The sequence below is a fragment of the Streptomyces nojiriensis genome (assembly GCF_017639205.1).
Classification (GTDB): domain Bacteria; phylum Actinomycetota; class Actinomycetes; order Streptomycetales; family Streptomycetaceae; genus Streptomyces; species Streptomyces nojiriensis.
This window is the reverse complement of sequence record NZ_CP071139.1, coordinates 8,214,700-8,239,113: the sequence shown is the minus strand read 5'-3', so window position 1 is coordinate 8,239,113 and position 24,414 is coordinate 8,214,700. Positions and strand designations below refer to the sequence as shown.

Genomic DNA, 24,414 nt, shown 5'->3' with positions numbered 1-24,414 from the left:
GCGGGCCCGGCAAGATCCGGAAGAGACGGCCTAGGGTCGGAGGATGCGCATCGTCTCCCTGCTGCCCGCGGCGACCGACATCGTGGCGGAGCTCGGCCTGGCCGCCGATCTGGCGGGCCGTACCCACGAGTGCGACTGGCCGCCGCGGGCGGTGGCCGGCGTGCCCGTGGTGACCTCGGCCGAGTTCTCGGCGGACACCCTGACCAGCCGGGAGATCTCCGACGCGGTGGGCGGCGCCGCGCACCGCGGCTCCTCGCTCTACACCCTCGACACCGAGGCCCTCGGCGCGCTCGCTCCCGATGTGGTCCTGACCCAGGACCTGTGCGACGTCTGCGCGGTGTCCTACGCCGGCGTGAGCCGGGCGGTGCGCGTCCTAGACGGCGGGCCCCGCGTGCTGAGTCTGGAGCCGCGCACGCTGGGCGACGTACTGGACTGCCTGGTCACGGTCGGTGAGCTGCTCGGCGTGGCGGAGCACGCGCGGGAGCGGCGGGCGGCCCTCGCCGCGCGGCTGGAGGCCGTACGGGCGCGGACCGCCGGACGGCGGCGCCCCCGGGTGGTGGCGATCGAATGGCTCGATCCGCTCTGGCCGGCCGGGCACTGGGTGCCGGAGCAGATCGCGTGCGCGGGCGGTGAGGCACTGATCGCCGCCCCCGGGGAGCACACCCGGCCGACGGAATGGGAGGCGGTCCGGGCCGCCCGCCCGGACGTGCTCCTGGTCATGCCCTGCGGGTTCGGCCCGGAACGCACGCTGCGCGAGCGGGAGCTGCTGACCTCGCTGCCGGGGTGGGAGGAGCTGCCCGCGGTGCGCGCGGGTGAGGTGTGGGTGCTGGACGGGCCCGCCTACTTCAACCGCCCGGGCCCCCGCGTCGTACGCGGCGCGGAGGTACTGGCGCACGTCCTGCACGGGGTCGGGGCGGGTGCCCCGGTGAGTCCGGCGGAGGCCCGCCGGCTCGGCCGCGGCTGACGGCGGGCCCGGATTCCGGGTTCTCGCCCGGTCCCCTCTGCCCGGGCCGTACGATGCGTTCTGCTCCGGCCCACCGCGGCCCGGGCCACAACCGAATGCATGCACAACTGGGGGAAGCCGGTGGGAATCCGGCGCTGACCTGCAACCGTGAGCGGTGTCCGAAACGCCGTGAGTCGGAGAACCCGGGGTGCGATGTGCACCGCTTCCCACTGTCATGGTCTGCAGTACGAAGCCCCAGCCCGGCCCGGCGCCCCCGGGCGTCCTCCTGAGGGACGCCCGCAGGGGGTGTGCACGGGTGCGGGTCGAAGGGTTCGCGTGAGCAGGCCCGAAGATCCGCTCAGGAAGGCACTCCATGCGCCAGACCCTCGTCCGCCGCTCCGTGGTCACCACGTTCGCGCTCGCTCTCGCCCTCGCCACCGCTCCGGCCGTGGCCGAGGCCAAGCCGAGGCCGAACACGAACGCGGCCGTCAAGGTGGACCTCACCGTCCAGGGACCCGACGGGCTGCTGTTCCAGGGCAAGGTCAAGACCAAGGGCCACGATGTCACCACCGCGACCGGTGGCACCCACAAGTGCGACGGCACCAACGGCGGCGCCAACCCGTCCAAGGTCCCCACCCCGACCGCCGCCCTCGACGACGCCGCCCACAAGAAGGGCTTCACCTGGGACGGCACCTGGTACGCGTCCTTCGACGACTTCTCCGTCGACACGATAAAGAACGTCAGCGGCGGCGGCTCGGCGTACTGGAGCATCGCCGTCAACGGCACCCCGACCCCGGTCGGCGGCTGCCAGTTCAAGCTCAGCGCCGGCGACCGGGTGTCCTTCACCTGGACGTCCTTCTAACCGGCCGCCCGCCCGGCAGGGGCTGCGGCCGCGAAGGTCCGCAGCCCCGCCGGCATTCGGTGATCAGGCGCCCCAGCGCAGGGCGATGGTGTCGCCCACGTTGATGACCTTGTTGCGGACCGCGCCGGCGAACGCGGAGCCGTCGACGCTGACCTTCCAGGTGCTGGAGCCGCTGTTGGCCTTGCCGTTGACGGCCGTGACGGTGCCCGTGCCCGACGAGGGGGTCACGCTCGTGACGCAGCCGGTCGGGGTCGCCCCGGTGGTGGCCGCGTTCAGGACGTCGCCGAGGGTGGTGGTCGTACCGGTCGGGGTGAAGGCCACCGAGCAGACCTTGAGGTTGCCGGCGCCGTCGTCGACGGTCAGGGCCAGCTTGGCGGCCGTACCGGCGGTGAAGGTGGACTGGGCGACCCACTGCGGGGCGCCGGGGGTGACCGGGACGGGCGGGGCCGTGGTGAAGCCCCCGCCCGCGACGGCGCGCAGCGCGTCGATCGAGGAGTAGGCAGAGGGGACGGTGTCGGAGGGCTTGTACTTGAAGCCGCCCGCCGGGTTGTACTGGTTGGCTATCAGGAAGTCGATCGGGGTCTTCCCGGTGACCGTGAGGAAGTCGCCGGTCTGCGGGTTGAAGCCGCAAGCGTTCAGGCCCGCGACGCCCCAGCCGTTGGAGCTGGTGTTGACCCCGTAGAGGGAGTTGAAGGCGCCGGTGGAGGAGAGCAGCGTGCTCTTGAGGAAGTTCTTCGCCTGGACGACGTCCGGGTCCGTGTTGGGGACGCCGGAGACGCACAGGGCCGCCATGGCCGCGCCGGTCATGTCGACGTCGCCGGCGGAGTTGAGGACGGTGGGGTTGCCCTCGGCCTTCTGGTAGGTCCAGCCGCCGTCCACGTGCTGGTTGGCGCGGATCCGGGTGACGACCGCGTCGGTCAGTGCCTGCGGGATGCGGGCGCCGCCGGCCTGTGTCCTGGCGCCGCCCAGCGAAAGGGCCGCGAAGACCGTGCCGTTGAAGTTTCCGGAGGAGCCGAAGTAGCCGGCCTCCGCCGTCTGCCAGTAGGAGTAGATGTTCGCCACGAGGTTGCGGGAGGCGGAGACGCGGGCCGGGTCGATGCCGGCGGCGTACGCGTTCAGGGTGCCGCGCTCGTAGTCGGTGACCACCGGGGAGGCGGACGGCCAGCCCGCCGTCGAGAGCAGGTTGCGGTAGACGGTGCGGGCGTTCTTCGTGGTGTCGCCACCGGGGTAGACGTCCACGACGGCCGTGCCGGTCGCGGCGAAGGTGCTGAAGGCCCACTCGTTGGAGAGGCCGGAACCGGCGTACGAACCGTCCGCCGCCTGGAGGGACTTGAGGTAGGCGACGCCGTTGGTCTTCGAGGTGGCGATCTGCGCGGGCGACGAGGTCGCGAACGCGGGCAGCGCGGTGAGGGCGAAGGCGCCGAGCGCGGCGGGCACCGCGAGCGCGAGGCGGCGGGAGGTGCGGGGACGGGACATGGCCTGCTCCTGGAATCGGCGGACGCCGACCGCTCCCGCGCCCCTGCCGCCGTACGGACGCACGGCCGGGCATGCCGGAGGGCCGCCGTCCGGAACGCGTGGTACGGCTTCCTGTGCTGCATCGCCGTATGGGCATTCGGGCTCGGAGACGGCCCCCGCCGTCCCACACCGCTGCGCGTCAGCTCCGGGTTCCCACCGGATTCCCCCATCTGGCAGCCCTGGACGCTACCTGAGTGATCAAGGGTCCGCCAGCCGGACGGGAGCGGTCCGCAGGGAGCCGTCCGAAGCCTCTCCCCTGAGACGCAGGCCACCTTGACGCTGTCTTCAGCGGCGTGTTCCACTCCGACTGATAAGCACTCAGCTCCAGGGGAAGCCGGTCTGAATCCGGCGCTGACCCGCAACCGTAGGCCCGGTACCGCCGGGCGAGCCGGAATGCCTGGAGCCAGGTTTTTGCAGCGAGAAACGCCGTCGCGGACTACGGCGTGGTTCGAAGGCTTCTTCCGCGTCCTGCGTCCTGCGCCGCGCCCAGCGTTCTGCGCTCGGCGCTCCGCGTGTACGGGAAGCCCTGTGCCACGCACTGGTCCGCCCGGCCGACACGAGGGGCCGTGGTGGGGACCGCAGAGCAACCAGAGCGACGCACGGGGAAGCAGAGGCTGGTGTCGCTGCTGTCGGCGGCGCTGCTGACCTTCGGCACGAGCGTGGCCTTCGCCACCGGTACGCCCTCCGCGGCGGCCGACCCGATCGAGGGGTGCACGTCCACCACCGGCGCCATCGTCGCCGTCGACTTCGGCCCGTTCGGCGGGAAGGTCGAGCGGGGCTGCGACACCACACCCACCACGGGCTACGAGTTGCTCCACACCGGCGGTTTCACCACCGAAGGCACCCAGCACGACGGCCCCGCCTTCATCTGCCGCATCGGCACCGGATCCTTCAACTCCGGTACTCAGTACCCCACTGCGGACAAGGAGAACTGCGTCCTGACCCCGCAGGCGACCGCGTACTGGTCGTACTGGACCGCGTCCCCCGGCCAGAAGACCTGGACCTACAGCTCGCTCGGCGCGATGGCCCGGACCCCGAAGGCCGGGGACGTGGACGCCTGGGTGTTCGGCAGCACCGACATCGGCGGCACCTCGGGCAAGCCCGCCTTCTCCCCCGACGACGTCCGCGCCGCGGGCGGCGGCACCGACCCGGACCCGACGGGCCCGCCCCCCGTGCCGCCGGGCACCGTGGACGTATCCGCCGCCACCCGCTGGGTCACCGGGAGGCTGGTCGACGGCGAGCGCGTCGTCGACGAGGGTGCCACCACCCCGAACTACCTGCTCACCACGGAGGCCGTGTACGCCCTGGCCGGTGCCGACCCCAAGAGCCCGGCGGCCCGCAAGGCCGCCGACTTCCTGGCCACGCCCGCGCACACGGACGCGTACGCCTACCCGGCCGGCAAGGCCGGGATCCCCGACGCGACGGCCGCCGCGCGGCTCGCCCTGGTCGCCGAGGCCACCGGGAAGGATCCCCGCGCTTTCGGCGGGCACGACCTGCTCGGGGACCTGGTCAAATACGTCTGCCCGAGGGACATCGGCGACGGCGAGACGATCGACGGCTGCCTCACCAAGGGCGACTTCCGCACCACCGGCCAGTCCGATGCCCAGGCCATGGCGGTCATCGCCCTGCTGAACGGCGGTGTGACGCCCCCCGCCGATGCCGTGAAGCGGCTGACCGGCCTCCAGTGCGAGGACGGCGGGTTCACCAGCATCCTCATCCGCTCCGGCGGATGGTGCGAGAGCGAAGCGGGTTCCACCGCGCTGATCGCCCTGGCCCTCAAGCGGGCCGGCGGCCACGACGCCGTCGTCGAGAAGGCCCGCGTCCACCTGCGGAAGTCCCAGCTGCCCACCGGCGCCTGGCCCGCCGCCGTCTCGATGACCACCGGCAGCCCGGGGTCCACCGGCTGGGCGGCCCAGGCCATGCGCGCCCTCGGCGACACCCCGTACGCCGACGCGGGCCTGTTCCGGCTCTCCAAGCAGCAGCTTGCCCGCGGGGCCTTCGCCTTCGAAGAATGCCTGACCGAACCGCAGTTGTACCCCACGGCGCCGGCCCTCGTCGCGGCCGCCAGGAGCGACCTGGTGAAGCTGACCACCAAGAAGGCGGACCCGCCCACACCTCCGACCACTCCCTCGCCTCCCACCACTCCGTCACCTCCCACCACCCCGGGCGGCGGGCCGGACCTGAAGAAGGGCAGCGCGTACCTCACCGACACCACCCGGCTGGTCCAGGGCCGTTACTACGAGAACGCCCCCGGCAGTGGCTTCGCCGACTACGGTCTGACCATCGACGGGGCCTACGCCCTGGCCGCCACCGGCGAGAACACCACCACCCTGCGCAACATCGTCGATTTCCTCGACAAGGGCGGCAAGGACGGCAAGGGCCGCGGCGTCCACGACTGGACCCTGATCGGCACCGAGCACGCCGGCGGCGGTTCCCTCGGCAAGACCGCCCTGCTCGCCGAGGCGGTGGGCCGTGATCCGCGCAACTTCGGCGGCCAGGACCTGATCGCCGCCCTCGCCAAGGCCGTCTGCCCGGCCCCGAGCACCGCGCCCGACCGGAGCTGCGCCGCCAAGGGCGCGTACACCAACGCCCCGTCCGTGTTCTCCCAGTCCCTCGCCGTCATCGCCCAGGTCCGTGCCGGTGAGAGCGCCGCGGCGGCCGGTCCGATCGCGTACCTGGAGAGCCTCCAGGAGCCGTCGGGCGCCTGGCCCAGCCTGATCGGGACGCCCAGCGAATCCGAGGTCGACTCCACCGCCATGGCGGCCATGGCCCTCGACCTGCTGCCGGACGCCAAGGCGCAGGCGGCCGTGGACAAGGCGCTGGCCTGGCTGGCCGCGCAGCAGAAGGACGACGGCGGATTCCCCGGTGCCTCCGGCAACTCGGTCAACTCCGCCGCCCTCGCCGTCCAGGGCATGACCCTGGACGAGCCCAGGTACCGTACGCGGATCGCCAGGGCCCGCACGTTCCTGGCGGCCCAGCAGAACACCGACGGCGGTTTCAACGTGGCCAAGGGCGGCCAGCCCGGTTCCGACGTCCGCGCCTCCACCCAGGCCGTCGGCGGCGCCACCGGCATCTCGTTCGCCACCCTCACCCGCAGCCTGGACGGCACCACACCGCAGCCCGTCCCCACCGGCACGACCGGTGCTCCCGTCATCGTGACCCCGGGCGGGGAGACGGCCGGCACCGGCGGCGGCTCCGGTTCGGGCGGCCCCCTCGCCTCCACCGGAACCCAGGTCGCCGGCCTCGCCGCCGCGGCCGTGGTCCTGGTGCTCGGCGGCTGGGGCACGACCCGCGTCGCCCGCCGCCGGCGCCACCGCGAGCCGACCGGAGGCCGGGCGTGATACGCAACCGCACCCTGCGGGCCCTGGCCCGTACGGCGGCCGCGCTGGGGCTGACGGTGGCGGCCTCCGCCGCCACCGCGGCCCCCGCCGGGGCCGCCCCGCAGCCCATGGGGCAGTGCACCACGTCGTCCGGGGTCGTCCTCGCGGTGGACTTCAGCCGCTGGGGCGGACCCGTCTACCGCTCCTGCGGTACGACCCCCACCACCGGCTACGAGCTGCTCAACCAGGGCGGCTGGGCCACGACCGGCACCGGCCACGACGGGCCCGCCTTCATCTGCCGGATCGGCTACAGCGGCCACCAGGGCGGCAGGCAGTTCCCGACCCCGCAGCAGGACGACTGCGTCCTGACCCCGCCCGCCTCCGCCTACTGGTCGTACTGGCACGCGAACCCCGGCCAGAACACCTGGGAGTACAGCCAGCTCGGCGCCATGCTCTACAAGCCGAAGCCCGGCAGCGTCGACCTGTGGATCTTCGGCGGGACGAACATCGAGGGCACCGAGGGGAAGCCCACGGTCACCCCCGACCAGCTGCGCGCCAGGAACACCAGGCCCGAGGGCGGGCCCGTGCCCAAGGACACCCGTACGGCGGCCCCGCTGCCGCCGAACGTCAACACCGGGCCCCGGCCCGGGAACCCGCCGCCGGGCGGGGCGCCTTCCGCCACGGCACCGGCGCCCGGCCCCTCTGCCTCTGCCTCGCCCTCGGCCTCGGAAAGCCCCACCGCGAGCGCCGCGCCGACGCCCTCCGCGCCGCCTTCGTCCGGCGATCCGGTGCTCGCCGCGCCGTCTCCCGGCTCCCAGGTGGTCGAGGCCGCGCCCGCGGCCGACGCGAAGCACGACGTGGGTTCCTTCCTGCCCGCCGTCGCCACCGGAGCGCTGGTGCTGCTGATCGGCGCCGGCGCCGCGTTCGCGGCCAGGCGCCGCCGTCGTACGGAGTAGCCGCGTGCCACGCACCACCGTCACCACCTCGGCGAAGGCTGCGAACCCGCCCGCGTCCGGCCCCGCGCCGGGCGCGGGCGGCCGCCGGCTGCCCCGTACCCTGCACCCGGTCGCCTGGTGGATCTGGGCGCTCGCCCTGGCCACCGCGGTGAGCCGCACCAACAACCCGCTGCTGCTCTTCCTCGTCCTCGCGGTCCTCGGCTACGTGATCACCATGCGCCGCACCGAGGCCCCCTGGGCACGCGGCTTCAAGTACTACTTGTACCTGGCACTCACGGTCGTGACGATCCGTGTGCTGTTCCGGGCCGTCTTCGCCACCGGCATCACCCCGCGGGACCACTTCCTGTTCTCCCTGCCCCACATCCCCACCCCCGACTGGTACGCGGGCATCCAGCTCGGCGGGCCCGTCTCCCTGGAAGCCCTGCTGTCGGCCGCCACCGACGGACTGCGGCTCGCCTGCATGCTGTGCTGCATCGGTGCGGCCAACACCCTCGCCAACCCCAAACGGGCCCTGCGGGTCCTGCCCGGCGCCCTCTACGAACTCGGAGTCGCCGTCACGGTGTCCATCAGCGTCGCGCCCCAGCTGGTGGCGAGCGTCCAGCGCGTCCACCGGGCGAGGCGTCTGCGGGCCGGCCGCACGAGGGGCCTGCGCGCCCTGCGCGGGATCGTCGTCCCCGTCCTCGAAGACGCCCTGGAGCGGTCGCTGCGGCTCGCCGCCGCCATGGACTCCCGCGGCTACGGGCGCGCCGGGACCGCCACCCGCCGCTCCCGCCGGCTGACCGGCGCCCTCATGCTGCTCGGTATGTGCGGCCTGTGCGCCGGGGCCTACGGACTCCTGGACGCCACCGCGCCGAAACTGCTGGGCCTGCCGGCCATGGCCGTGGGGGCGTCGCTGTGCTTCGCGGGGCTCCGGCTCGGCGGGCGCCGGATCACCCGGACCACCTACCGGCCCGACCCGTGGCGGGCCGCGGAATGGGCCGTGGCCGGCTGCGGGGTGCTGTCCGCCGTCCTGCTCTTCACCAACGCCGGTTTCAACGCGGCCGAGTTGAACCCCTCGATCTACCCCCTCAGCTGGCCGACCCTGCCGCTCGTCCCGGCCGCGGCGATCCTGCTCGCCGGAACGGCCGGCTTCCTGGCCCCGCCACCGACCGCCCCGGCCCGCCCGGCGGTCCCCGCACCGCGCACCGAGGAACCCAAGTGATCCACTTCGACCAGGTCACCGTCCGGTACGAGGACACGGCCGAACCGGTCCTGCGCGACGTCGACCTCACCGTCGAGGAAGGCGAACTCTGCCTCGTCGTCGGCCACACCGGTGTCGGCAAGTCCACCCTCCTCGGCGCGGTCAACGGACTCGTCCCGCACTTCACCGGCGGCACCCTCCACGGCCGCGTCCTAGTCGACGGCCGGGACACGGCCGAGCACCCGCCCCGCGAACTCGCCGATGTCGTGGGCGTCGTGGGACAGGACCCGCTCGACGGCTTCGTCACCGACACGGTCGAGGAGGAACTCGCCTACGCCATGGAGCAGTTGGCGATCCCGCCGGCCACCATGCGCAAGCGCGTCGAGGAGACGCTGGACCTCCTCGGCCTCGCCGACCTCCGCCACCGTGCCCTGTACGAGCTCTCGGGCGGCCAGCAGCAGCGCGTCGCCATCGGCTCGGTGCTCACCGCCCACCCCCGGATCCTGGTCCTCGACGAGCCGACCTCCGCGCTGGATCCGACGGCCGCGGAGGAGGTGCTGGCAGCCGTCACCCGCCTGGTGCACGACCTCGGCGTCACCGTCCTGCTCGCCGAGCACCGGCTGGAGCGCGTGGTCCAGTACGCCGACCGCGTCATCCACCTCCCCGGCGACGGGCGCGTCGTCTGCGGCTCGCCCGCCGAGATATTCCGTACGTCGTCCATCGCGCCGCCCATCGTGGAACTCGGCCGCGCCGCAGGCTGGGACCCGCTCCCCCTCTCGATCCGCGACGCCCGCCGCGCGGCCGCGCCCGTACGCGCCCGGCTCGCCGGTACGGCTCCCGCGCCGGTGCGGCCGGTGCCCGCCGCGGCTCCGGCCGAGCTGCTGAAGGCCCGCGGGGTGACGGTGACGTACCAGGGTGTCCCGGCCGTCCGCGCGGTCGACCTGCACCTGCGCGGCGGCGAGGTCACCGCCCTCATGGGCCGCAACGGCTCCGGCAAGTCCTCCCTGTTGTGGGCCCTCCAGGGCTCCGGCCCGCGCAAGGCCGGCACCGTGCACATCCCCACCGCCGGGGGAGGCAAGGACGCCGACCCGCAGAAGTTGTCCGCCGCCGGAGCCCGCCGCCTCGTCGGACTGGTCCCGCAGACGCCCACCGACCTCCTGTACCTGGAGAGCGTGCAGCAGGAACTCGACCAGGCGGACTCCGAATCCGATGCCGGCACGGACTCCCCCGCCGCACGCGAGATCCTCGACCGTCTCGCACCCGGGATCGACGACGCCACGCACCCCCGCGACCTGTCCGAGGGGCAGAAGCTCGCCCTGGTCCTCGCCATCCAGCTGTCCGCCGCACCCAGGGTCCTGCTCCTCGACGAACCCACCCGCGGCCTCGACTACCGCGCCAAGGCGGAACTGATCCGCATCGTCGACGACCTGGCCGCCGAGGGCCGCGCCGTCGTCATCTCCACCCACGACGTCGAGTTCGTCGCCCGCGCCGCCGACCGGGTCGTGGTCATGGCCGAGGGCGACATCGTCGCGGACGGCCCGACCGGCGAGATCATCGTCGCCTCCCCCGTCTTCGCGCCGCAGACCGCGAAGATCCTCGCCCCGCTCCCCTACCTCACGGTCGCCCAGGTGGCCTCCGCCCTCCCCGACGACGAGACGGACCGGGCCCGATGACCACCGCCGCACGCACGGCTGCCATCCGTATCAACGCGCGGGCGGGTGTCGTCATCGCCCTGGCCGCGTTCCTCGGGGTCGTCGCGTTCTTCTGGCCGTTCCTCGTCGCGCCCGGGAAGTTCGGTTCCCACTACGCCCCTCCGCTGATCTTCGGCGTACTGCTCGTGATCGTGCTGTGCGTGGTGATCTCCGAGATCGCGGAGGGCGGGATCAACTCCAAGGCCTTGGCCATGCTGGGGGTCCTGTCCGCCGTCAACGCGGCGATCCGCCCGCTGGGCGCGGGCACGGCCGGCATCGAGACGGTGTTCTTCATCCTCGTCCTCGCCGGCCGGGTCTACGGCCCGGGCTTCGGATTCACCCTGGGCTGCACCTCGCTGTTCGCCTCCGCCCTCATCACGGGCGGGGTCGGGCCCTGGATGCCGTACCAGATGTTCGGCTGCGCCTTCGTCGGCATGCTCGCCGGCTTCCTGCCGAAGGCCTCGGGCCGCCGCGAGATCGCCATGCTGGCCCTCTACGGCTCCGTCTCCGGCTATCTCTTCGGCTTCCTCCTCAACCTCTCCTTCTGGCCCTTCTCCCTCGACCCCGACAGCTCCATCGCGTACCTGCCGGGCCTGCCCTTCACCGAGCAGTTCCAGCGCTACCTCGCCTTCGACCTCGCCACGTCCCTGGGCTGGGACACCGGCCGCGCCGTCACCAACTTCATCTGCATCACCCTCGCGGGACCGGCCGTCCTGACCACCTTCCGCCGGGCCGCCCGCAAGGCCCGCTTCGAGGCCCCGGTGCGCTTCCGGCCCGGTGCACGCCCCTGACCGGATCGACCCATCCGCTTTATTGCATATAGTTCGCAGTTGCGGTGCATCTGCAGAAAAGGGTGGAGAGCAGTGAGCGGACCAGTGGTGCTGGGGATCGAGTCGTCGTGCGACGAGACCGGCGCGGGAATCGTGCGGAACGGCGAACTGCTCGCGCACGTGGTGGCGTCGAGCATGGACGAGCACGCCCGCTTCGGCGGCGTCGTGCCCGAGATCGCCGCCCGCGCGCACCTGCACGCCTTCAACCCGGTCGTCCGGCAGGCCCTCGACCAGGCAGGGCTGCGACTGAACCAGATCGACGCGGTCGCCGTCACCACCGGGCCCGGCCTGTCGGGCGCGCTGCAGGTGAGCCTGGCCGGGGCGAAGACGCTGGCGTACGCGGCCGGGGTGCCGCTGTACGGCGTCCACCACCTGGCCGGGCACGTCGCCGCCGACACCCTGGAGCACGGGCCGCTGCCCGATCCCTGCGTGGTGCTGATCGTCTCCGGCGGCCACACCTCGCTCCTGCTGGTCCGGGACCTGGTCCGCGAGCCGATCCTGCACCTCGGGGACACCCTCGACGACGCGGCGGGCGAGTGCTTCGACAAGGTCGCCCGGATCCTGGGCCTGCCGTATCCGGGCGGTCCGGCCATCGACCGGGCCGCCCGCGACGGCGATCCGAAGGCCGTGGCCTTCCCGCGCCCGCTGACCCGGCCCGGGGACGCCCCGTACTCCTTCTCCTTCTCGGGGCTGAAGACGGCCGCGGCCCGCTGGGCCGAGCAGCACCGGCAGCGCGGCGAGGAGCCGCCGGTGGCCGACGGGGCCGCCGCGCTGCAGGAGGCCGTCGCGGACGTACTGACCCGCAAGGCCCTCGCGGCCTGCCGCGACCACGGCGTGAAGACGCTGATCGTGGTCGGGGGCGTGGCCGCGAACTCGCGGGTCAGGGCCCTCGCGGAACGCCGATGCGCCTCGGCCGGCATCGAACTGCGCGTTCCGCCCATGACCCTGTGCACGGACAACGGCGCCATGATCGCGGCCGTCGGTGACCTGCTGGTCCGCTCCGGGGCGGAGCCGGCCCCGCTGAACGTGTCCATCGACCCGTCCGCACCGCTGGAGTACGCCTCCCTGACCCCGCTCCCCGCCCCGCCGGTCGCCGCTCCGTGAAGTTTCGTGAGGTTCCGCGAAGTTCCGTGACCACCCGACCGACCCCCTGAGAGGACCCACCACATGAGGGGCATACGCCCGCTGTCCGCGCTCCTGGCCGTGGCCGCCGTACTGCTCGTCCCGGCCTGCGGCGGCAAGGCCCGGGACCGAGCCGCCGCATCGGGACCCGGGACGGAAGGGTTCCCCGTCACGGTGTCCAACTGCGGGGTGGAGAACACCTATCAGCGGCCGCCACAGCGCGCGGTATCCCTGAACCAGCACGCCACGGAGGTCATGCTGGCGCTCGGGCTGGAGAAGTCGATGGTGGGCACGGGCTACCTCGACGACAAGGTCCTGCCGGAGTACCAGGCCGCCTTCGACTCGGTGAAGGTGCTGTCGAAGCAGTACCCGTCCTTCGAGACCCTGCTGGCCGCCGAACCGGACTTCGTCTACGGCGGGTTCGGCTCCACCTTCGCCGAGAAGGAGGGCCGCGGCCGGCCGGCGTTCGCCAAGGCCGGGATCAACACCCGCCTCAACATCGAGGAGTGCCCGGCCGGGCCGGTCACCATGGCCACCGTCGACGAGGAGATCCGTACCGTCGCCAAGATCTTCGGCGTACCGGAGCGGGCCGAGGAGCAGGTGAACAAGCTGCACGGCACCCTGGAGCGGGTCGACGGCAAACTGGCCGGTGTCGCCCCGGCCAAGCTCTTCGTCTACGACAGCGGGGACAAGACCGCCTTCACCGCGGGCGGCAAGGGCATCGGCAACGAGCTGATCAGGCGGGCCGGCGGGGTCAACCTCTTCGCCGACGTGGACAAAGCCTTCGGCGACGTGTCGTTCGAGCAGGTGGCCGAGCGCGCGCCCGAGGTCGTCGTCATCTACGACTACGGCGACCAGTCCGTCGAGGACAAGAAGAAGTTCCTCCTCGCCAACCCGGCGCTGAAGGACGTCCCCGCGATCAAGAACCAGCGGTTCGCGGTGCTTCCGCTGTCGTCGACCGTGCTCGGTGTGCGCGTCCCGGCGGCCGTGGAGTCACTGGCCCGCCAGATCCACCCGGACCGCTTCCGGTGACCGGGACGACGGACGAAGGCACGGCGGTCGCCGCTCCGGTGAGCACCCCGGCGGCCGCGGCCCGCCGCCGGGCCGTTCCCTACCCCCTGCTGCTCATGGCCCTGGCGGTATTGCTGGCCGCGGCCGCGACGGCCGGCATCGCGGTCGGCTCGATCGGCGTCCCGGCCGGCCAGGTGTGGGGGATCCTGCTGCACCGGGTCCACCCGGTCCTCGCCGATCCGACCTGGACTCCGGTCCGCGAGACGATCGTCGTCGACGTCCGGCTCCCCCGGGTGCTGCTGGCCGGCGTGGTGGGCGCGGGCCTGTCGGTGTCGGGCATGGCGCTGCAGGCCCTGGTCCGCAATCCGCTGGCCGATCCGATGCTGCTGGGGGTCTCGTCCGGCGCGTCGGTCGGCGCGGTCCTGGTCCTGGTGTTCCACGTGACCCTGTTCGGGATGTTCTCACTGCCCGTGGCGGCGTTCTGCGGAGCACTGGCCGCCCTGGTCGCGGTGTACTTCCTGGCGCGCTCCGGCGGGCGGATGACCACCGTACGGCTGGTGCTGGCGGGTGTGGCCATGGCCGAGGTCCTCTCCGCGGTGGCCAGCTTCCTGATCGTCACCTCCAACGACCCGCAGAAGACGCAATCGGCCTTGCGCTGGATGCTCGGGGGGCTGGCCGGCACCACCTGGACGACGGTCTGGATCCCCGTCGGTGCCGTGCTCCTCGGCACGGCCGTCCTGCTCGGGGTGTGCCGGTCCCTCAACCTGCTGCTGGCCGGGGAGAAAGCCGCCGCGGCGCTGGGGCTGGACGTCCACCGCTTCCGCGGCGCCCTGTTCACCCTGGTCGCCCTGATGATCGGCACCATCGTCGCGGTCAGCGGCCAGATCGGCTTCGTCGGGCTGATCCTGCCGCACGTCGTACGCCTGCTGGTGGGCGCCGACCACCGCCGCGCGCTGCCCGCCGCCGCTCTCCTCGGCGCGAGCTTCCTGATCGCCGCCGACCTCGGCGCGCGCACGCTCATGAGCCCGGAGGAGATACCCGTCGGCATCCTCACCGCCCTCGTCGGCGGCCCGTTCTTCCTCTGGCTGATGCGACGAAAGGCACCGCGATGACCGGCGTACCCGTACCCGGGCCCGGTGCCCTCGGCGCCGAGGACGTCACGGTCGTGGTGAACGGCCGGACCCTGGTCGACCGCGTCTCCCTGCACGTGGCACCCGGTGAGGTGCTGGCGCTCGTGGGTCCCAACGGCGCGGGCAAGTCGACGCTGTTGCGCACGTTCTACCGGGTGCTGCGCCCCACGTCCGGACACGTCCTGCTGGACGGCGAGGACGTGTGGCGGATGCCCGGCAAGCGGCTCGCCCAGCGCCTCGCCGCCGTACTGCAGGAGACCGCGGGCGACTTCGAACTCACCGTCTACGAGGTGGTGGCGATGGGACGCACCCCGCACAAGCGCGCCTTCGAGGGCGACGACGCCGAGGACCGCGACATCATCATGGGCTCGCTGGAGGAGCTCGATGTCGCCGCCCTGGCGCAGGCGCCGTTCGACCGCCTCTCGGGCGGGGAGAAGCAGCGGGTACTGATCGCCCGCGCGCTGGCCCAGCGCACCGGGACGATGGTGCTGGACGAGCCGACCAACCACCTGGACCTGCGTCATCAGCTCGACGCGCTCCGGCTCGTCCGCAGGGTCGGGGTCACCGCGGTGATCGCCCTGCACGACCTCAACCTCGCCGCGTCCTTCTGCGACCGGATCTGTGTGCTGGACGGTGGCCGGGTGGTCGCGACCGGGACACCGCAGGCGGTCCTCACCCGGGACCTGCTGGCCGAGGTCTACCGTGTCGAGGCGGAGGTGTCCCGGCATCCGGGCACCGGGATCCCGCAGATCACCGTGGTCCCCGACGCACGCCGCGACGGCCGGCCCGTGGAGCGCGGCTAGGCCCAGGCCCCCTGAGCGCTACCGGGGCGCCGCGTCCCCGCCCCGGGCGGCGCCCGCGACCCGGCGCCGGACCTGGTCCTCCTGTGCGAGGCGCCGCAGCAGCTCGAACACCGGGGCGCAGATCGCGAAGACGATGACGGCGCGCTCGGCCAGGGCCACCGGATCGTCCAGGCCGGCCGCGCGCTCCAGGTCCAGCCGGGCCACGGACTCGGCCAGCCTGGCGTAGGCGGCGAGTTCTCCCGGGGCGTACTGGGCGTCCAGCCGGCGCAGCTCCTCCAGCGCCGCCGTCAGCCCCTTCACATGCGGTGAGGTGACGGGTGCCTGCCAGTCCAGCTCCGTGAGGAGGCCGGCCACTTCGGCACCGGCGGTCGCGTCGGCACCGGCTTCCTCCTCCTGGCCCGCGGCGCCCTGGGCCGCCACCGGCACCGGGAGCGCGTAGCTGACCGCTCCGAGGGCGCTCTCGGAGCTGTGGGCCTGGTCGACGGCCCCGAGCACCTCACGGGTGGCGGCGATGGACAGGCCGCCGAGCGTGGTCAGCGCCTTGATCAGCCGCAGCCGCTGCGCGTGCTCCTCCCCGTACTCGGCGAGGGTCGCGGCCGTCGCCCGCCCGGCGGGCAGCAGGCCCTGTCGCAGGAAGTACTTGATGCTGGCGACCGGCACGCCGGTCCGCCGGCTGAGCTCCGAGATCTTCATACGGCTTCCCTGCTGGTCACGCGGTCCGGCATCCGGCATCCGGTGTCGGCGATTGGACACCACAGCAAGATACTGCCACTATCCAGTGACTGGATACCATAAGTATCCAACCCTGGAACGCAGCCGCACCGGAGAATCGATGCCTCATCCCACGCCCCCCTCCGTGCTCCGCCGACCCCAGCTGTGGATCGGAACGGGACTCATCGCCGCAGTGGTCTCGATGGTCTTCGCCCTGCTCTACGTCGGCGGCAACGTCAACCCCAAGGGCAACCTGCGCGACCTGCCCGTGGCCCTGGTCAACAGCGACAGCGGAGCGGAGATCAACGGCCGCCACGTCAACCTCGGCGAGCAGGTCGTCTCCGGCATCCAGAAGGCCGCCAAGGGCGAGAAGAGCATCGACTGGCAGGTCGTGAGCCGCGAGGAGGCCGACAAGCGGCTGGGCCGGGGCAAGGTCTTCGGTGCCCTCGCCATACCCGCCGACTACTCCGCCACGGTGGCCGCGCTCACCGCCCCGCAGCCCGCACCCCAGGGCAAGGCCGCACCGCCGACCATGACCGTGCTGACCAACCAGGCGGCCGGCAGCATCGGCTCCTCCATGTCCTCCCAAGCCGCCCAGAAGGCCGCCCACGCCGCCTCAGCCCAGCTCGGCCAGGAACTCCTCAAGCAGGCCGGCGCCCAGAAGACCCCGCTCCCGACGGCCGCCCAGCTCAAGCTGGCCGACCCGGTGACCGTGACGGTCGCCGACGGCCACCCGGTCGGCCAGCGCAGCGCCATGGGCCTGAGCGCCTTCTACTACGCACTGGTCCTGGTCGTCTGCGGCATGCTCGGCGCCAACGTGGTCAACTCCCAGGTCGACACCGCGCTCGGCTACCTGCACACCGACTACGGCCCGGTCCGCAAGCGCAAGCCCGTCCAGCACACCAGCCGCGTCCGCACCCTGGCCATCGGCATCGCGCTCATGCTCGGCCTGTCGCTGGTGATGGGCACCCTGGTCGAGGTCGCCACGGTCGGCATCCTCGACATGGACGCCTCCCACCTCGGCCTGCTGTGGCTCTACTCGGTCGCCACCATCGCGGTGGTCGGCATCGGCAGCCTGGCCCTGTTCGCCGCCTTCGGCACGCCCGGCATGCTCCTGGCCACCATCGTCTTCGTGGCGATGGCCGTACCCTCCTCCGGCGCCACCGTGCCCGTCCAGGCACTCCCCGGGTTCTTCCGCGCCCTCGCCAAGTTCGAGCCGCTGCGCCAGATCACGGAGGGGCTGCGCTCCCTCCTCTACTACGGGGCCCAGGCCGACGCCGGCCTGACCCGGGCCTGGGCCTCGATGGGTGTCGCCCTCGTCGCCGCGCTGCTCTTCGGCTTCGCCGTCACCCGCCTCTACGACCGCAAGGGGCTGCACCGCATCCCCCGCCCCGACGCCGAATCCGACGCCGCGGCCCCCACCGAAACCCCCGAGGCCCCGGCCCCTGCTCCGGCCACGGCCTGAGACGGGCTGAGACGGGCTGAGACGGGCTGACGCGCAGAACCGCGCAGGACCGCCGCTGCGCGGTCCTGCGCCCGCCCGCGACCCGCGGCCCTCAGCCTGCCGCCGGTGCCGGCGTTCCCCTGAGGGCATGCGCGAGGTGGTCGCCGACGTGGGGCAGCCAGTCCGGCCGGGCGTTGCCGAGGAGGTGGTCCCCGTGCGGGACGGACAGGTAGCTGCCGTGCGGCGCCAGGCGGGCCAGGCGCTCACCGTTCGTCACGCCGGGGATGACGTCCCGGCCGCCGTCCACGACCAGCAGTGGGGCCGCGATGCGGGGTGCCAGGGCGGCGAGGTCCACCTGGCGCACGAACTCGCGTGCGGCGTCGGCTCCTCCGGCACGCCGGGCCATGATGTCCCTTACCGGCGGAGGGAGTTCCGCCCAGTCTAGGCGGAAGGGCCCGCTGACGGTCGCGACGGCCGTCACGCGCGGCTCCAGCGCCGCGGCCCGGGCCGCGAAGTAGCCGCCCAGGCTCAGACCGACGAGCCCGATACGTGCGGCGCCGAGGGCGTCGACGGCACGGCCCACGATCCGCTCGTAGTCCGGCACGAAGGTCGTGGTGGCCGCGAGCACTCCCTGTCCGGGCCCGTCCATCGCGAACACCGCCAGTCCTCTGGCCAGCAGCGCGGACACGAGATCGAGGAACTCCTCCTTGGCCGAGTCCAGGCCGGGGACGACGACCACGGTCCCGGGCGCATCGGCGGGGCCCCTCAGCCAGCCGGTGAATCCCTCGCCGCTCACCCGCCGGGCACCGGGCTCCAGCACGGTGAGGGCCCTGCCCAGGGCGCGGTCCGCCTCGACGGCAGCACGGTGTGCTTCCGGGTGCGGTGCCAGCGTGGCCAGGTGGAACCACCGGGCCGCCGTCAACAGGTACTCCCCCGCGGAACGGGACGATCCCGCGTCCTGCGCGCGCCGCACGTAGCCGTGTCCGGTGCGCAGGAAGGCCGGCCCCCAGTCGGCCACGGAGGCCAGACCGTCGGTGACGCGCCGGTACTCGTGCGGGTCCACGCCCGTACCCGTGGCACGGGTCCACTGGGCGGCCGCGAACTCGACGGCGCTCATCGTGCTCCTCCGGTCAGCAGGACGGCCTTGCCGCGTATCCGGCGCTCGCGCAGGTCGACCAGGGTTTCGGCGGCCCGTTCCCAGCCGGCGACGCGGCCGATCTCCGGATGCAGCCGGCCCCGTTCCACGAGGCTCACCAGCGTCGAGAGATCGGCGCCGTACGGGGCGCCGGCATAGTGGAAGTGCTGGATCGTCACGCGCTCGGGCCCGCCGAGGAGCTGGAAGAAGTCGAGGGACACCGGGGTGCGGCTCGCCTGGCCGAACCAGACGAGCAGGCCGCCCGGGCGGGCCTTCGACAGGGCGAGCGCCAGATCCGGCCCACCCGTGGACTCCAGCACGACATCGAACGGCCCCTGAGCCGCCGCGACCTCGTGCACCACCGTCGCGCCCAGTTCCACGAGCCGCTCGCCGCGCGCCGGCGTCGCCGTCACTGCGGTCAGCTCGGCTCCTGCCGCCACGGCGAGCTCGGTGACGTAGTGGCCGACGCCGCCCGAGGCGCCGGTCAGCAGCACCCGCCGGCCGGCCAGGGAACCGGCCGTACGCAGCAGCCGCAGGGCGGTGATCCCGGCCAGGGGCAGCGCCGCCGCCCGTGCGCTGTCGATGCCGTCCGGGAGAACCGCGAGCGACTGCGCGGGCACGGCGGCGTACTCGGCCCAGCCGCCCTGCGCCGGGTGCCCGACCACGCGGGTGCCGATGCCGGGGCCGGAGCCGTCGGCCGCCGCCTGTACGACGAGCCCCGCGATGTCCTTGCCGGTCAGCAGCCCCGGCCGGGGGTGTTCGAGAAGGAACGTCTCGCCCCGGTTCGGGGCGAACGCCTCGACCTTGACCAGTGCCTCACCGGGCTCCGGCACGGGCTGGGGCACCTCGGCGAAGGCGACCGGTCGCGCCGCCTCTCCTGTGGGAATCAGTCTTTGCATGGAGAGGAGGTAACCCCCACGGCTGCCCCGTGATCCAACAACGAACGAGCAAGGCCGACAACTTTTGGTTGTCACCTATGGTGAGAGGCATGGATCTTGACCTGGCGCAGGTACGTGCCTTTGTGCGTACGGCCGAGGAACTGCACTTCGGCCGGGCGGCCGGGACGCTCGCGGTCTCCCAGCAGGCGCTGTCCAAGAGGATCGCGCGGCTGGAATCCCTGCTCGGCACCGAGCTGTTCCTGCGCGGTGGCACCGGGGTGCGCCTCACCGAGGCCGGCCGGCGTTTTCTCGCGCCGGCCCGGCAGACCCTGGCCGCCGCCGACGCCGCGGTCGCGACGGTCATCGGGAAGGAACATCCGCTGCGGGTGGACGTCTGGGGGCACCTCTACGCGCCGATGCGGACGCTGGCCCGGGTTGCCGGACGAGCGGGGGAGCTGGCGCTGGGGCACGGGCGCGATCTGCCGTCGGTGACGAGGGCCCTGCTGCACGGCGACATCGACGCGGCCTTCGGCCGAGTGCACCCCCCGCTGCCCGCCGGGCTGGTACACCGCCTCGTCCGCCTCGAACCGGTGGACGCCGTACTGAGCGCGGACCATCCGCTCGCAGCCGAACCGGCCCTGCGGCCGGACCAGTTGCGGGGCAGCGTGCTGTGGGCACCCGGTGCGCTGGACCGGCTCGACTTCCTTCACGGATTCGCCGACCGGTTCGGCATCCGGAACAGGGCCGCGGGCGTCAACCTCGGGCTCCCCCACTTCCTCGCCGAGGTGGCACAGGACCCGCGACGCTTCTCGCTGGTGCCGGCCGACGTGCCACTGCCGCGGGTCCCCGGATTGCGCTCGGTCCCCCTGGTCGATCCCACGCCGCTGTACGCCTGGTCGCTGCTGTGGCGGTCGGGAAACGGGCACCCGTCGCTGACCGGTCTCGCCGCTGCCTGCGCCGAGGAAGCGGGGCGGCGCCGATGGCTGGAGTACGACCCGAGCCGCGACTGGCTGCCCGAACCACCCGCGATCTGAGCCGTACGCCGACCGGCCGCCCGCCGCGGTGTCAGCAGCGGCGCGCGAGCGAGGTCATCGCGGCGAGGTCCGACTCCGAACGGGCGACCGGGGCCTTGGGCCAGAGCAGTTCGTGCTCGGTCTGGATCCGGAAGACCTCATCGGCGAAGGAGCGCACGGCCTTCTCGGTGACCGTGCCCCGCTCCGCGTGCGCCAAGAACTGCTCGCAGGCCTCCACGGCGCCTTCGCAGTCCTCGTCGAACTCGAACACCGCACAGAGCGCGCCCGTGGCGAGGTCACGCGAGGCCAGATGGCCGATCCCGCAGTCGAGCCCGTCATCGTGGAGGTCGTCGGGGTACGGCGCACGGTGCCAGGAACCGCCCTCGAACCAGTAGACGCACTCGGCCCTTCCTTGCTCCAGGCGGTCGTGCAGGGCTCCGCCGCGCACCCATCCCGGTGCTCCGGCGAGGAGGTCGATCGGCGGCTCGTACCGCCCGACCTTGCCGGAATCGTTCTGCCCGAAGAGCACGGCCCGGCCGCCATCGGCCCGGATCAACACCCACCGGCTGCACGCGCCGTCGTCGTAACGCAATTCGCCGTAGCTGCCGCTGCCGCTGTCGCTGTCGCTGTCGCCGAACCAGTACCCGTACCGGAAGCGCTCCTTCTCCTCCTCGGCATCCCAGGTCGCCACGGCGAACGCGGCCCAGCGCGCCCACAACACGCCCGCTTCCGGAAGGTCCTCCGGCCGCCCCGGGCGATGGATCTTCATCCCCACCTCGTACTCCCCAGCCCTCGCATCCGGCCCCCGACCCTATCGGCGGACCGGCGCCTCCGGGAACGCTCCCAGCCTGGATCCGATAGGGGTTGAGCCGAGGCACGATGATGGTCACAAGGGCCGGCTTGCAGCCGCGGCGCACGCCGGCCGCACGTGAGAGGAGCAGCGGTGGCCATGAGCGAGTGTTCCTGGCCTGACGACGGCGCTGGGGTCGGAGCGAGAGCCCGGGCTGCCTGGTCCGCGACGTGCGAGGCCCTGCCGGTGGGGACTCCGGTGACCGGCGAAGTCATCGGCCGGCGCCCCTTCGGCGTCTTCCTGCGGATCGACGGCGTTCCGGACGCGGTCGGGCTGGCCGAGATCACGGCGATGCCTCACGGGGCCGAACTCCCGCACCTTGGTGCGCGCGTCACGGGCGAAGTCCTCTGGCATGCCGAGCACAACCACCAGGTGAAGATCACGCTCACCGAGTGGGCGGCCGCACGAACCGGGCGGTGACAGCGGAGCGGCAACCCTCCGCCGGCGGCGAGGCCTGCGGCCGCTACTGACGCCCGGCCCCTCCACGCGGCGGGGAACAGCCGTCCGTCCCCGCGTGACAGCCAGAGTGGAAGCCTCGGTCAGTACGCTCGCGCGACGAGCTCGCCACCTCAGTGACCCCATCGGCTCCACACCCGGCATTCGACGGGCGCGAGAAGAGTTTTCGGACTTCTCACGCACATCCGTGCGCCCCCCGGCGGCAGGTTCGAGGCCCTGTTCCCGGGGAGGCATGGACCCGGGCCGATCGCCCGGCACCAAAAGGTCACCGTCGAGAAGGGACACCCACATGGCCGGACCCTGGGACGCGAGCATCAATCTGCTCCATTTCGCAGTGGACAAGGGCGAGTTCATCGCACCGACACTCGGCATCGGGAAGGAGTTCGACGTCCGCGCCGAGATCGAGATAGGCAATGAGCTGCGCGGCTTCGCCACCGCCTACCAGCTCGTCGTGAACGTGCAGAACCTCAGTACGGGCGTCGTCGCCTCGTGCACCGTCCCGGGCAGCCTCACCCCTACCCGGGGGATCCTGCGCACGCCGCTGGTCGTCGACTTCCCGCAGCTCGCGGCGAACGAGGGTGACCTCCTGCGCGCCAGCTGCTCGTTACGCGTGACCGCCGGCATCCACACCGACTACTCGGTGGCCGAGTCCGAGTTCGCCATCGCGGAGTCCGCGGAGTCCTGACGCTCCCCGTCCCTGCCCGGGGTCACGCCCCGGGCAGGGACGACGCCGGTCCGCTCTCGCCACCGCCGTCCTCCGGACAGCGGATCAGTGCGTCGGCGCACCCCGTGGGGTCGGCACGATTCAGGACCCCGGGAGGCGTTTCCGGACCCTGCACAAGGGTGATAAGCATCCCGACGTCGCACACGTGTCAGCAGGGGGCGCCATGCGGTACGACCTGTCCGATCGCCTGGTGGTGGGGATCGCCTCCGGCGCCCTGTTCGACCTGACCGACTGCGAGGCGGTGTTCCGGGAACGGGGCGAGGACGCCTACCGGACCCACCAGGAGACCCATGTCGACGAGCCGCTCGCCAAAGGAGTGGCGTTCCCCTTCGTCAGACGCCTGCTGTCGCTCAACGACCTCGCGGATCAGGCCGACCCCCTGGTCGAGGTCATCATCCTCTCCCGTAACGACCCCGACACCGGGATGCGCGTCATGCGTTCGATCAAGGCGCACGGCCTGCCGATCAGCCGGGCGGTCTTCCGGCAGGGCCGTCCCTCGCACCAGTTCATGCCCGCGCTCAACATGTCGCTGTTCCTGTCGGCCGACGGGCCTGACGTACGGGACGCGGTCGCGGCCGGGCTGCCTGCGGGACACGTCCTCAAGACGGGGCGGATCGACGACGAGAGCGATCCTGAACTCCGCATCGCGTTCGACTTCGACGGAGTGGTGGCCGGCGACACGGCCGAGCAGGTCTACCAGAGAGGCGGAATCGACGAGTTCCGCGCGTACGAGGTCGGCCATGCCGCCACCCCTCACGATCCGGGACCGCTACGGGACTTCCTGGCCGGAGTCAACCGCGTCCAACGCCTCGAACGGGAGCGGCGCCGCAAGGATTCCGGGTACCGGCCCCGCCTGCGCGTGTCGCTGGTCACCGCTCGGGACGCCCCCGCGCATGAACGTGCCCTGCTGAGCCTCAAGCAGTGGGGGCTGCGGGTCAACGACGCCTTCTTCCTCGGCGGTATCGACAAGGCCGCGGTCCTGAAAGCCCTCGACCCGCACATCTTCTTCGACGACCAGGTCGCCAATCTCAACGGCACCGCACCGGGCACTCCGAGCGTCCACATACCCTTCGGGGCGGTCAACTCGCCACCCGCCGCGGCGGTCTGAGCGATTGCCGGGGCCGAAGCGGTCACTCCCAGAGGCCGGCCAGGTGCGCGTGGAGGACGTCGTGCGCCTCGTGCGGGGTGAGGTGACCGACGAGGACGTGCGTGGTGAGGCCGTCCGCCAGCGCGAGGAGCCTGCGGGCCTCGCGTTGCGGATCGAGGGGAACCGCGCGGTCGGCGCCCTCGCCGGCCTCCGCGACGAGGCGGGTGAACGCCTCCTGCAGGGCCGCTTGGTTCGCCCTCAGTGTGCCGGCCAGCGCCTCGTTGACGGCCGCCTGCGCGACGAAGGCCAGCCAGACCCTGGCCTCGGCGCGGTGCTCCTCCCTGAGCAGTGAGATCTCGGTGGCCGCGAGCCCCAGGGCGGTGCCGGCCGACTGGGCCGGGCTCCGGACGAGGCGGGCCCGTACCCGCTCGCCGATCCGCTCGCCGATGTACCCGAGAGCGAACACGAGCATCTCTTCCTTGGTACGGAAGCACCGCTGGACGGCTCCCATCGACACCTGGGCGCGGGCGGCGACATCGCGCAGGGTCACGCCCTCCAGCCCGTGCTCGTCGGCGAGATCGCAGACGGCCTCGGCGATGAGACGGCGTCGGCTCTCGTGGTCCACCTGCCTGGGCATGCCCGTCCTCCCTGTCCCCTGTGCTCCGCTTCGCAGCGCAGTTTATTCGATGCGGACGTATCGGATCCAAGAGTACGATGCGGTTCCGATGCAAGCGCATCGGTACGTGGACGAGG

22 protein-coding genes and 3 riboswitches are annotated in these 24,414 nt (G+C 72.7%); of the genes, 16 read left to right on the top strand and 6 right to left on the bottom strand.

The genetic code is table 11. The features are described 5' to 3' along the window. Positions 1-43 precede the first annotated feature (43 nt). Both JYK04_RS37225 and JYK04_RS37220 read left to right on the top strand, forming a co-directional pair. Positions 44-964, top strand: coding sequence for a cobalamin-binding protein (locus JYK04_RS37225; protein ID WP_189745226.1), 921 nt, complete (start codon positions 44-46; stop codon positions 962-964). Between the two features lie 61 nt (positions 965-1,025). After that, positions 1,026-1,168, top strand: a riboswitch (cobalamin riboswitch). A gap of 148 nt (positions 1,169-1,316) precedes the next feature. Further along, on the top strand, positions 1,317-1,805 hold the full coding sequence (locus JYK04_RS37220) for a DUF4430 domain-containing protein (RefSeq protein WP_189745228.1): 489 nt from the start codon (positions 1,317-1,319) through the stop codon (positions 1,803-1,805). Between the two features lie 63 nt (positions 1,806-1,868). Here the strand turns inward: JYK04_RS37220 and JYK04_RS37215 are convergent, their stop codons facing one another. Next, a complete protein-coding gene (locus tag JYK04_RS37215; protein ID WP_189745230.1) occupies positions 1,869-3,281 on the bottom strand; it encodes a prenyltransferase/squalene oxidase repeat-containing protein in 1,413 nt (470 codons plus the stop codon). 115 nt (positions 3,282-3,396) lie between these two features. Further along, positions 3,397-3,525, bottom strand: a riboswitch (cobalamin riboswitch). Between the two features lie 123 nt (positions 3,526-3,648). After that, positions 3,649-3,718, top strand: a riboswitch (cobalamin riboswitch). A 171-nt stretch (positions 3,719-3,889) separates the two neighbouring features. On the opposite strand from JYK04_RS37215, the gene JYK04_RS37210 reads away from it, so the two are divergent. The 9 genes from JYK04_RS37210 to JYK04_RS37170 all read left to right on the top strand — a co-directional run bounded on the left by JYK04_RS37210 (position 3,890) and on the right by JYK04_RS37170 (position 15,363). Further along, positions 3,890-6,661: a prenyltransferase/squalene oxidase repeat-containing protein gene (locus tag JYK04_RS37210; protein WP_189745232.1), complete on the top strand. Its 2,772-nt coding sequence runs from the start codon at positions 3,890-3,892 to the stop codon at positions 6,659-6,661. Further along, the gene (locus tag JYK04_RS37205) at positions 6,658-7,596 is read left to right on the top strand and encodes a RodZ family helix-turn-helix domain-containing protein (protein ID WP_189745234.1); all 939 of its coding nucleotides are present in this window, start codon (positions 6,658-6,660) and stop codon (positions 7,594-7,596) included. The genes JYK04_RS37210 and JYK04_RS37205 overlap by 4 nt, the downstream gene beginning before the upstream one ends. Before the next feature lie 4 nt (positions 7,597-7,600). Next, positions 7,601-8,797 (top strand): energy-coupling factor transporter transmembrane component T, encoded by a 1,197-nt coding sequence (locus JYK04_RS37200; RefSeq protein ID WP_189745236.1) that lies wholly within the window; start codon positions 7,601-7,603, stop codon positions 8,795-8,797. Beyond that, positions 8,794-10,449 (top strand): ABC transporter ATP-binding protein, encoded by a 1,656-nt coding sequence (locus tag JYK04_RS37195; protein ID WP_189745238.1) that lies wholly within the window; start codon positions 8,794-8,796, stop codon positions 10,447-10,449. The genes JYK04_RS37200 and JYK04_RS37195 overlap by 4 nt, the downstream gene beginning before the upstream one ends. Next, complete coding sequence (locus JYK04_RS37190; protein WP_189745240.1) at positions 10,446-11,258, top strand: ECF transporter S component; 813 nt, start codon at positions 10,446-10,448, stop codon at positions 11,256-11,258. Before JYK04_RS37195 ends, JYK04_RS37190 begins: the two co-directional genes overlap by 4 nt. 72 nt (positions 11,259-11,330) lie before the next feature. After that, positions 11,331-12,401 (top strand): tRNA (adenosine(37)-N6)-threonylcarbamoyltransferase complex transferase subunit TsaD, encoded by a 1,071-nt coding sequence (tsaD, locus tag JYK04_RS37185; protein ID WP_229876736.1) that lies wholly within the window; start codon positions 11,331-11,333, stop codon positions 12,399-12,401. A 63-nt stretch (positions 12,402-12,464) separates the two neighbouring features. Further along, complete coding sequence (locus JYK04_RS37180) at positions 12,465-13,451, top strand: ABC transporter substrate-binding protein (RefSeq protein WP_189745242.1); 987 nt, start codon at positions 12,465-12,467, stop codon at positions 13,449-13,451. A 95-nt stretch (positions 13,452-13,546) separates the two neighbouring features. Further along, positions 13,547-14,542 (top strand): FecCD family ABC transporter permease, encoded by a 996-nt coding sequence (locus JYK04_RS37175; RefSeq protein ID WP_189745436.1) that lies wholly within the window; start codon positions 13,547-13,549, stop codon positions 14,540-14,542. Next, positions 14,539-15,363 carry an ABC transporter ATP-binding protein gene (locus JYK04_RS37170; RefSeq protein ID WP_189745244.1) on the top strand — a complete coding sequence of 275 codons (825 nt, stop codon included), beginning with the start codon at positions 14,539-14,541 and terminating at the stop codon, positions 15,361-15,363. The genes JYK04_RS37175 and JYK04_RS37170 overlap by 4 nt, the downstream gene beginning before the upstream one ends. Positions 15,364-15,381: 18 nt before the next feature. On the opposite strand, the gene JYK04_RS37165 is transcribed toward JYK04_RS37170, so the two are convergent. Continuing rightward, entirely contained in the window at positions 15,382-16,056 is a 675-nt protein-coding gene (locus tag JYK04_RS37165) for a MerR family transcriptional regulator (RefSeq protein WP_189745246.1), read from the bottom strand. A gap of 139 nt (positions 16,057-16,195) precedes the next feature. Between JYK04_RS37165 and JYK04_RS37160 the strand changes: the two genes are divergently transcribed. Beyond that, positions 16,196-17,539, top strand: a complete 1,344-nt coding sequence (locus JYK04_RS37160) for a YhgE/Pip domain-containing protein (protein ID WP_189745248.1) — start codon at positions 16,196-16,198, stop codon at positions 17,537-17,539. A 91-nt stretch (positions 17,540-17,630) separates the two neighbouring features. Here the strand turns inward: JYK04_RS37160 and JYK04_RS37155 are convergent, their stop codons facing one another. After that, positions 17,631-18,635 (bottom strand): alpha/beta hydrolase family protein, encoded by a 1,005-nt coding sequence (locus JYK04_RS37155; RefSeq protein ID WP_189745250.1) that lies wholly within the window; start codon positions 18,633-18,635, stop codon positions 17,631-17,633. After that, complete coding sequence (locus tag JYK04_RS37150) at positions 18,632-19,552, bottom strand: zinc-binding dehydrogenase (protein ID WP_189745252.1); 921 nt, start codon at positions 19,550-19,552, stop codon at positions 18,632-18,634. Before JYK04_RS37150 ends, JYK04_RS37155 begins: the two co-directional genes overlap by 4 nt. Positions 19,553-19,641: 89 nt before the next feature. Between JYK04_RS37150 and JYK04_RS37145 the strand changes: the two genes are divergently transcribed. After that, positions 19,642-20,565 (top strand): LysR family transcriptional regulator, encoded by a 924-nt coding sequence (locus JYK04_RS37145; RefSeq protein ID WP_189745255.1) that lies wholly within the window; start codon positions 19,642-19,644, stop codon positions 20,563-20,565. Between the two features lie 31 nt (positions 20,566-20,596). Here the strand turns inward: JYK04_RS37145 and JYK04_RS37140 are convergent, their stop codons facing one another. Continuing rightward, complete coding sequence (locus tag JYK04_RS37140; protein WP_189745257.1) at positions 20,597-21,313, bottom strand: hypothetical protein; 717 nt, start codon at positions 21,311-21,313, stop codon at positions 20,597-20,599. 279 nt (positions 21,314-21,592) lie between these two features. Between JYK04_RS37140 and JYK04_RS37135 the strand changes: the two genes are divergently transcribed. From JYK04_RS37135 to JYK04_RS37125, 3 genes are all read left to right on the top strand, one after another. Beyond that, positions 21,593-21,814, top strand: coding sequence for a S1 domain-containing protein (locus JYK04_RS37135; RefSeq protein WP_202185957.1), 222 nt, complete (start codon positions 21,593-21,595; stop codon positions 21,812-21,814). 325 nt (positions 21,815-22,139) lie between these two features. After that, positions 22,140-22,535 (top strand): hypothetical protein, encoded by a 396-nt coding sequence (locus tag JYK04_RS37130; protein ID WP_189745258.1) that lies wholly within the window; start codon positions 22,140-22,142, stop codon positions 22,533-22,535. Positions 22,536-22,737: 202 nt separating this feature from the next. Further along, positions 22,738-23,682, top strand: a complete 945-nt coding sequence (locus tag JYK04_RS37125) for a 5'-nucleotidase (RefSeq protein ID WP_189745260.1) — start codon at positions 22,738-22,740, stop codon at positions 23,680-23,682. Positions 23,683-23,704: 22 nt separating this feature from the next. Here the strand turns inward: JYK04_RS37125 and JYK04_RS37120 are convergent, their stop codons facing one another. Then, on the bottom strand, positions 23,705-24,298 hold the full coding sequence (locus JYK04_RS37120) for a TetR/AcrR family transcriptional regulator (RefSeq protein ID WP_189745262.1): 594 nt from the start codon (positions 24,296-24,298) through the stop codon (positions 23,705-23,707). Positions 24,299-24,414: the final 116 nt, after the last annotated feature.

Bases quoted from the DNA above. Each gene is read 5' to 3' on its own strand.
- JYK04_RS37225 (WP_189745226.1), top strand. From the start codon at position 44: ATGCGCATCGTCTCCCTGCTGCCCGCGGCGACCGACATCGTGGCGGAG.
- JYK04_RS37220 (WP_189745228.1), top strand. From the start codon at position 1,317: ATGCGCCAGACCCTCGTCCGCCGCTCCGTGGTCACCACGTTCGCGCTC.
- JYK04_RS37215 (WP_189745230.1), bottom strand. From the start codon at position 3,281: ATGTCCCGTCCCCGCACCTCCCGCCGCCTCGCGCTCGCGGTGCCCGCC.
- JYK04_RS37190 (WP_189745240.1), top strand. From the start codon at position 10,446: ATGACCACCGCCGCACGCACGGCTGCCATCCGTATCAACGCGCGGGCG.
- JYK04_RS37180 (WP_189745242.1), top strand. From the start codon at position 12,465: ATGAGGGGCATACGCCCGCTGTCCGCGCTCCTGGCCGTGGCCGCCGTA.
- JYK04_RS37175 (WP_189745436.1), top strand. From the start codon at position 13,547: ATGGCCCTGGCGGTATTGCTGGCCGCGGCCGCGACGGCCGGCATCGCG.
- JYK04_RS37170 (WP_189745244.1), top strand. From the start codon at position 14,539: ATGACCGGCGTACCCGTACCCGGGCCCGGTGCCCTCGGCGCCGAGGAC.
- JYK04_RS37165 (WP_189745246.1), bottom strand. From the start codon at position 16,056: ATGAAGATCTCGGAGCTCAGCCGGCGGACCGGCGTGCCGGTCGCCAGC.
- JYK04_RS37160 (WP_189745248.1), top strand. From the start codon at position 16,196: ATGCCTCATCCCACGCCCCCCTCCGTGCTCCGCCGACCCCAGCTGTGG.
- JYK04_RS37155 (WP_189745250.1), bottom strand. From the start codon at position 18,635: ATGAGCGCCGTCGAGTTCGCGGCCGCCCAGTGGACCCGTGCCACGGGT.
- JYK04_RS37150 (WP_189745252.1), bottom strand. From the start codon at position 19,552: ATGCAAAGACTGATTCCCACAGGAGAGGCGGCGCGACCGGTCGCCTTC.
- JYK04_RS37145 (WP_189745255.1), top strand. From the start codon at position 19,642: ATGGATCTTGACCTGGCGCAGGTACGTGCCTTTGTGCGTACGGCCGAG.
- JYK04_RS37140 (WP_189745257.1), bottom strand. From the start codon at position 21,313: ATGAAGATCCATCGCCCGGGGCGGCCGGAGGACCTTCCGGAAGCGGGC.
- JYK04_RS37130 (WP_189745258.1), top strand. From the start codon at position 22,140: ATGGCCGGACCCTGGGACGCGAGCATCAATCTGCTCCATTTCGCAGTG.
- JYK04_RS37125 (WP_189745260.1), top strand. From the start codon at position 22,738: ATGCGGTACGACCTGTCCGATCGCCTGGTGGTGGGGATCGCCTCCGGC.
- JYK04_RS37120 (WP_189745262.1), bottom strand. From the start codon at position 24,298: ATGCCCAGGCAGGTGGACCACGAGAGCCGACGCCGTCTCATCGCCGAG.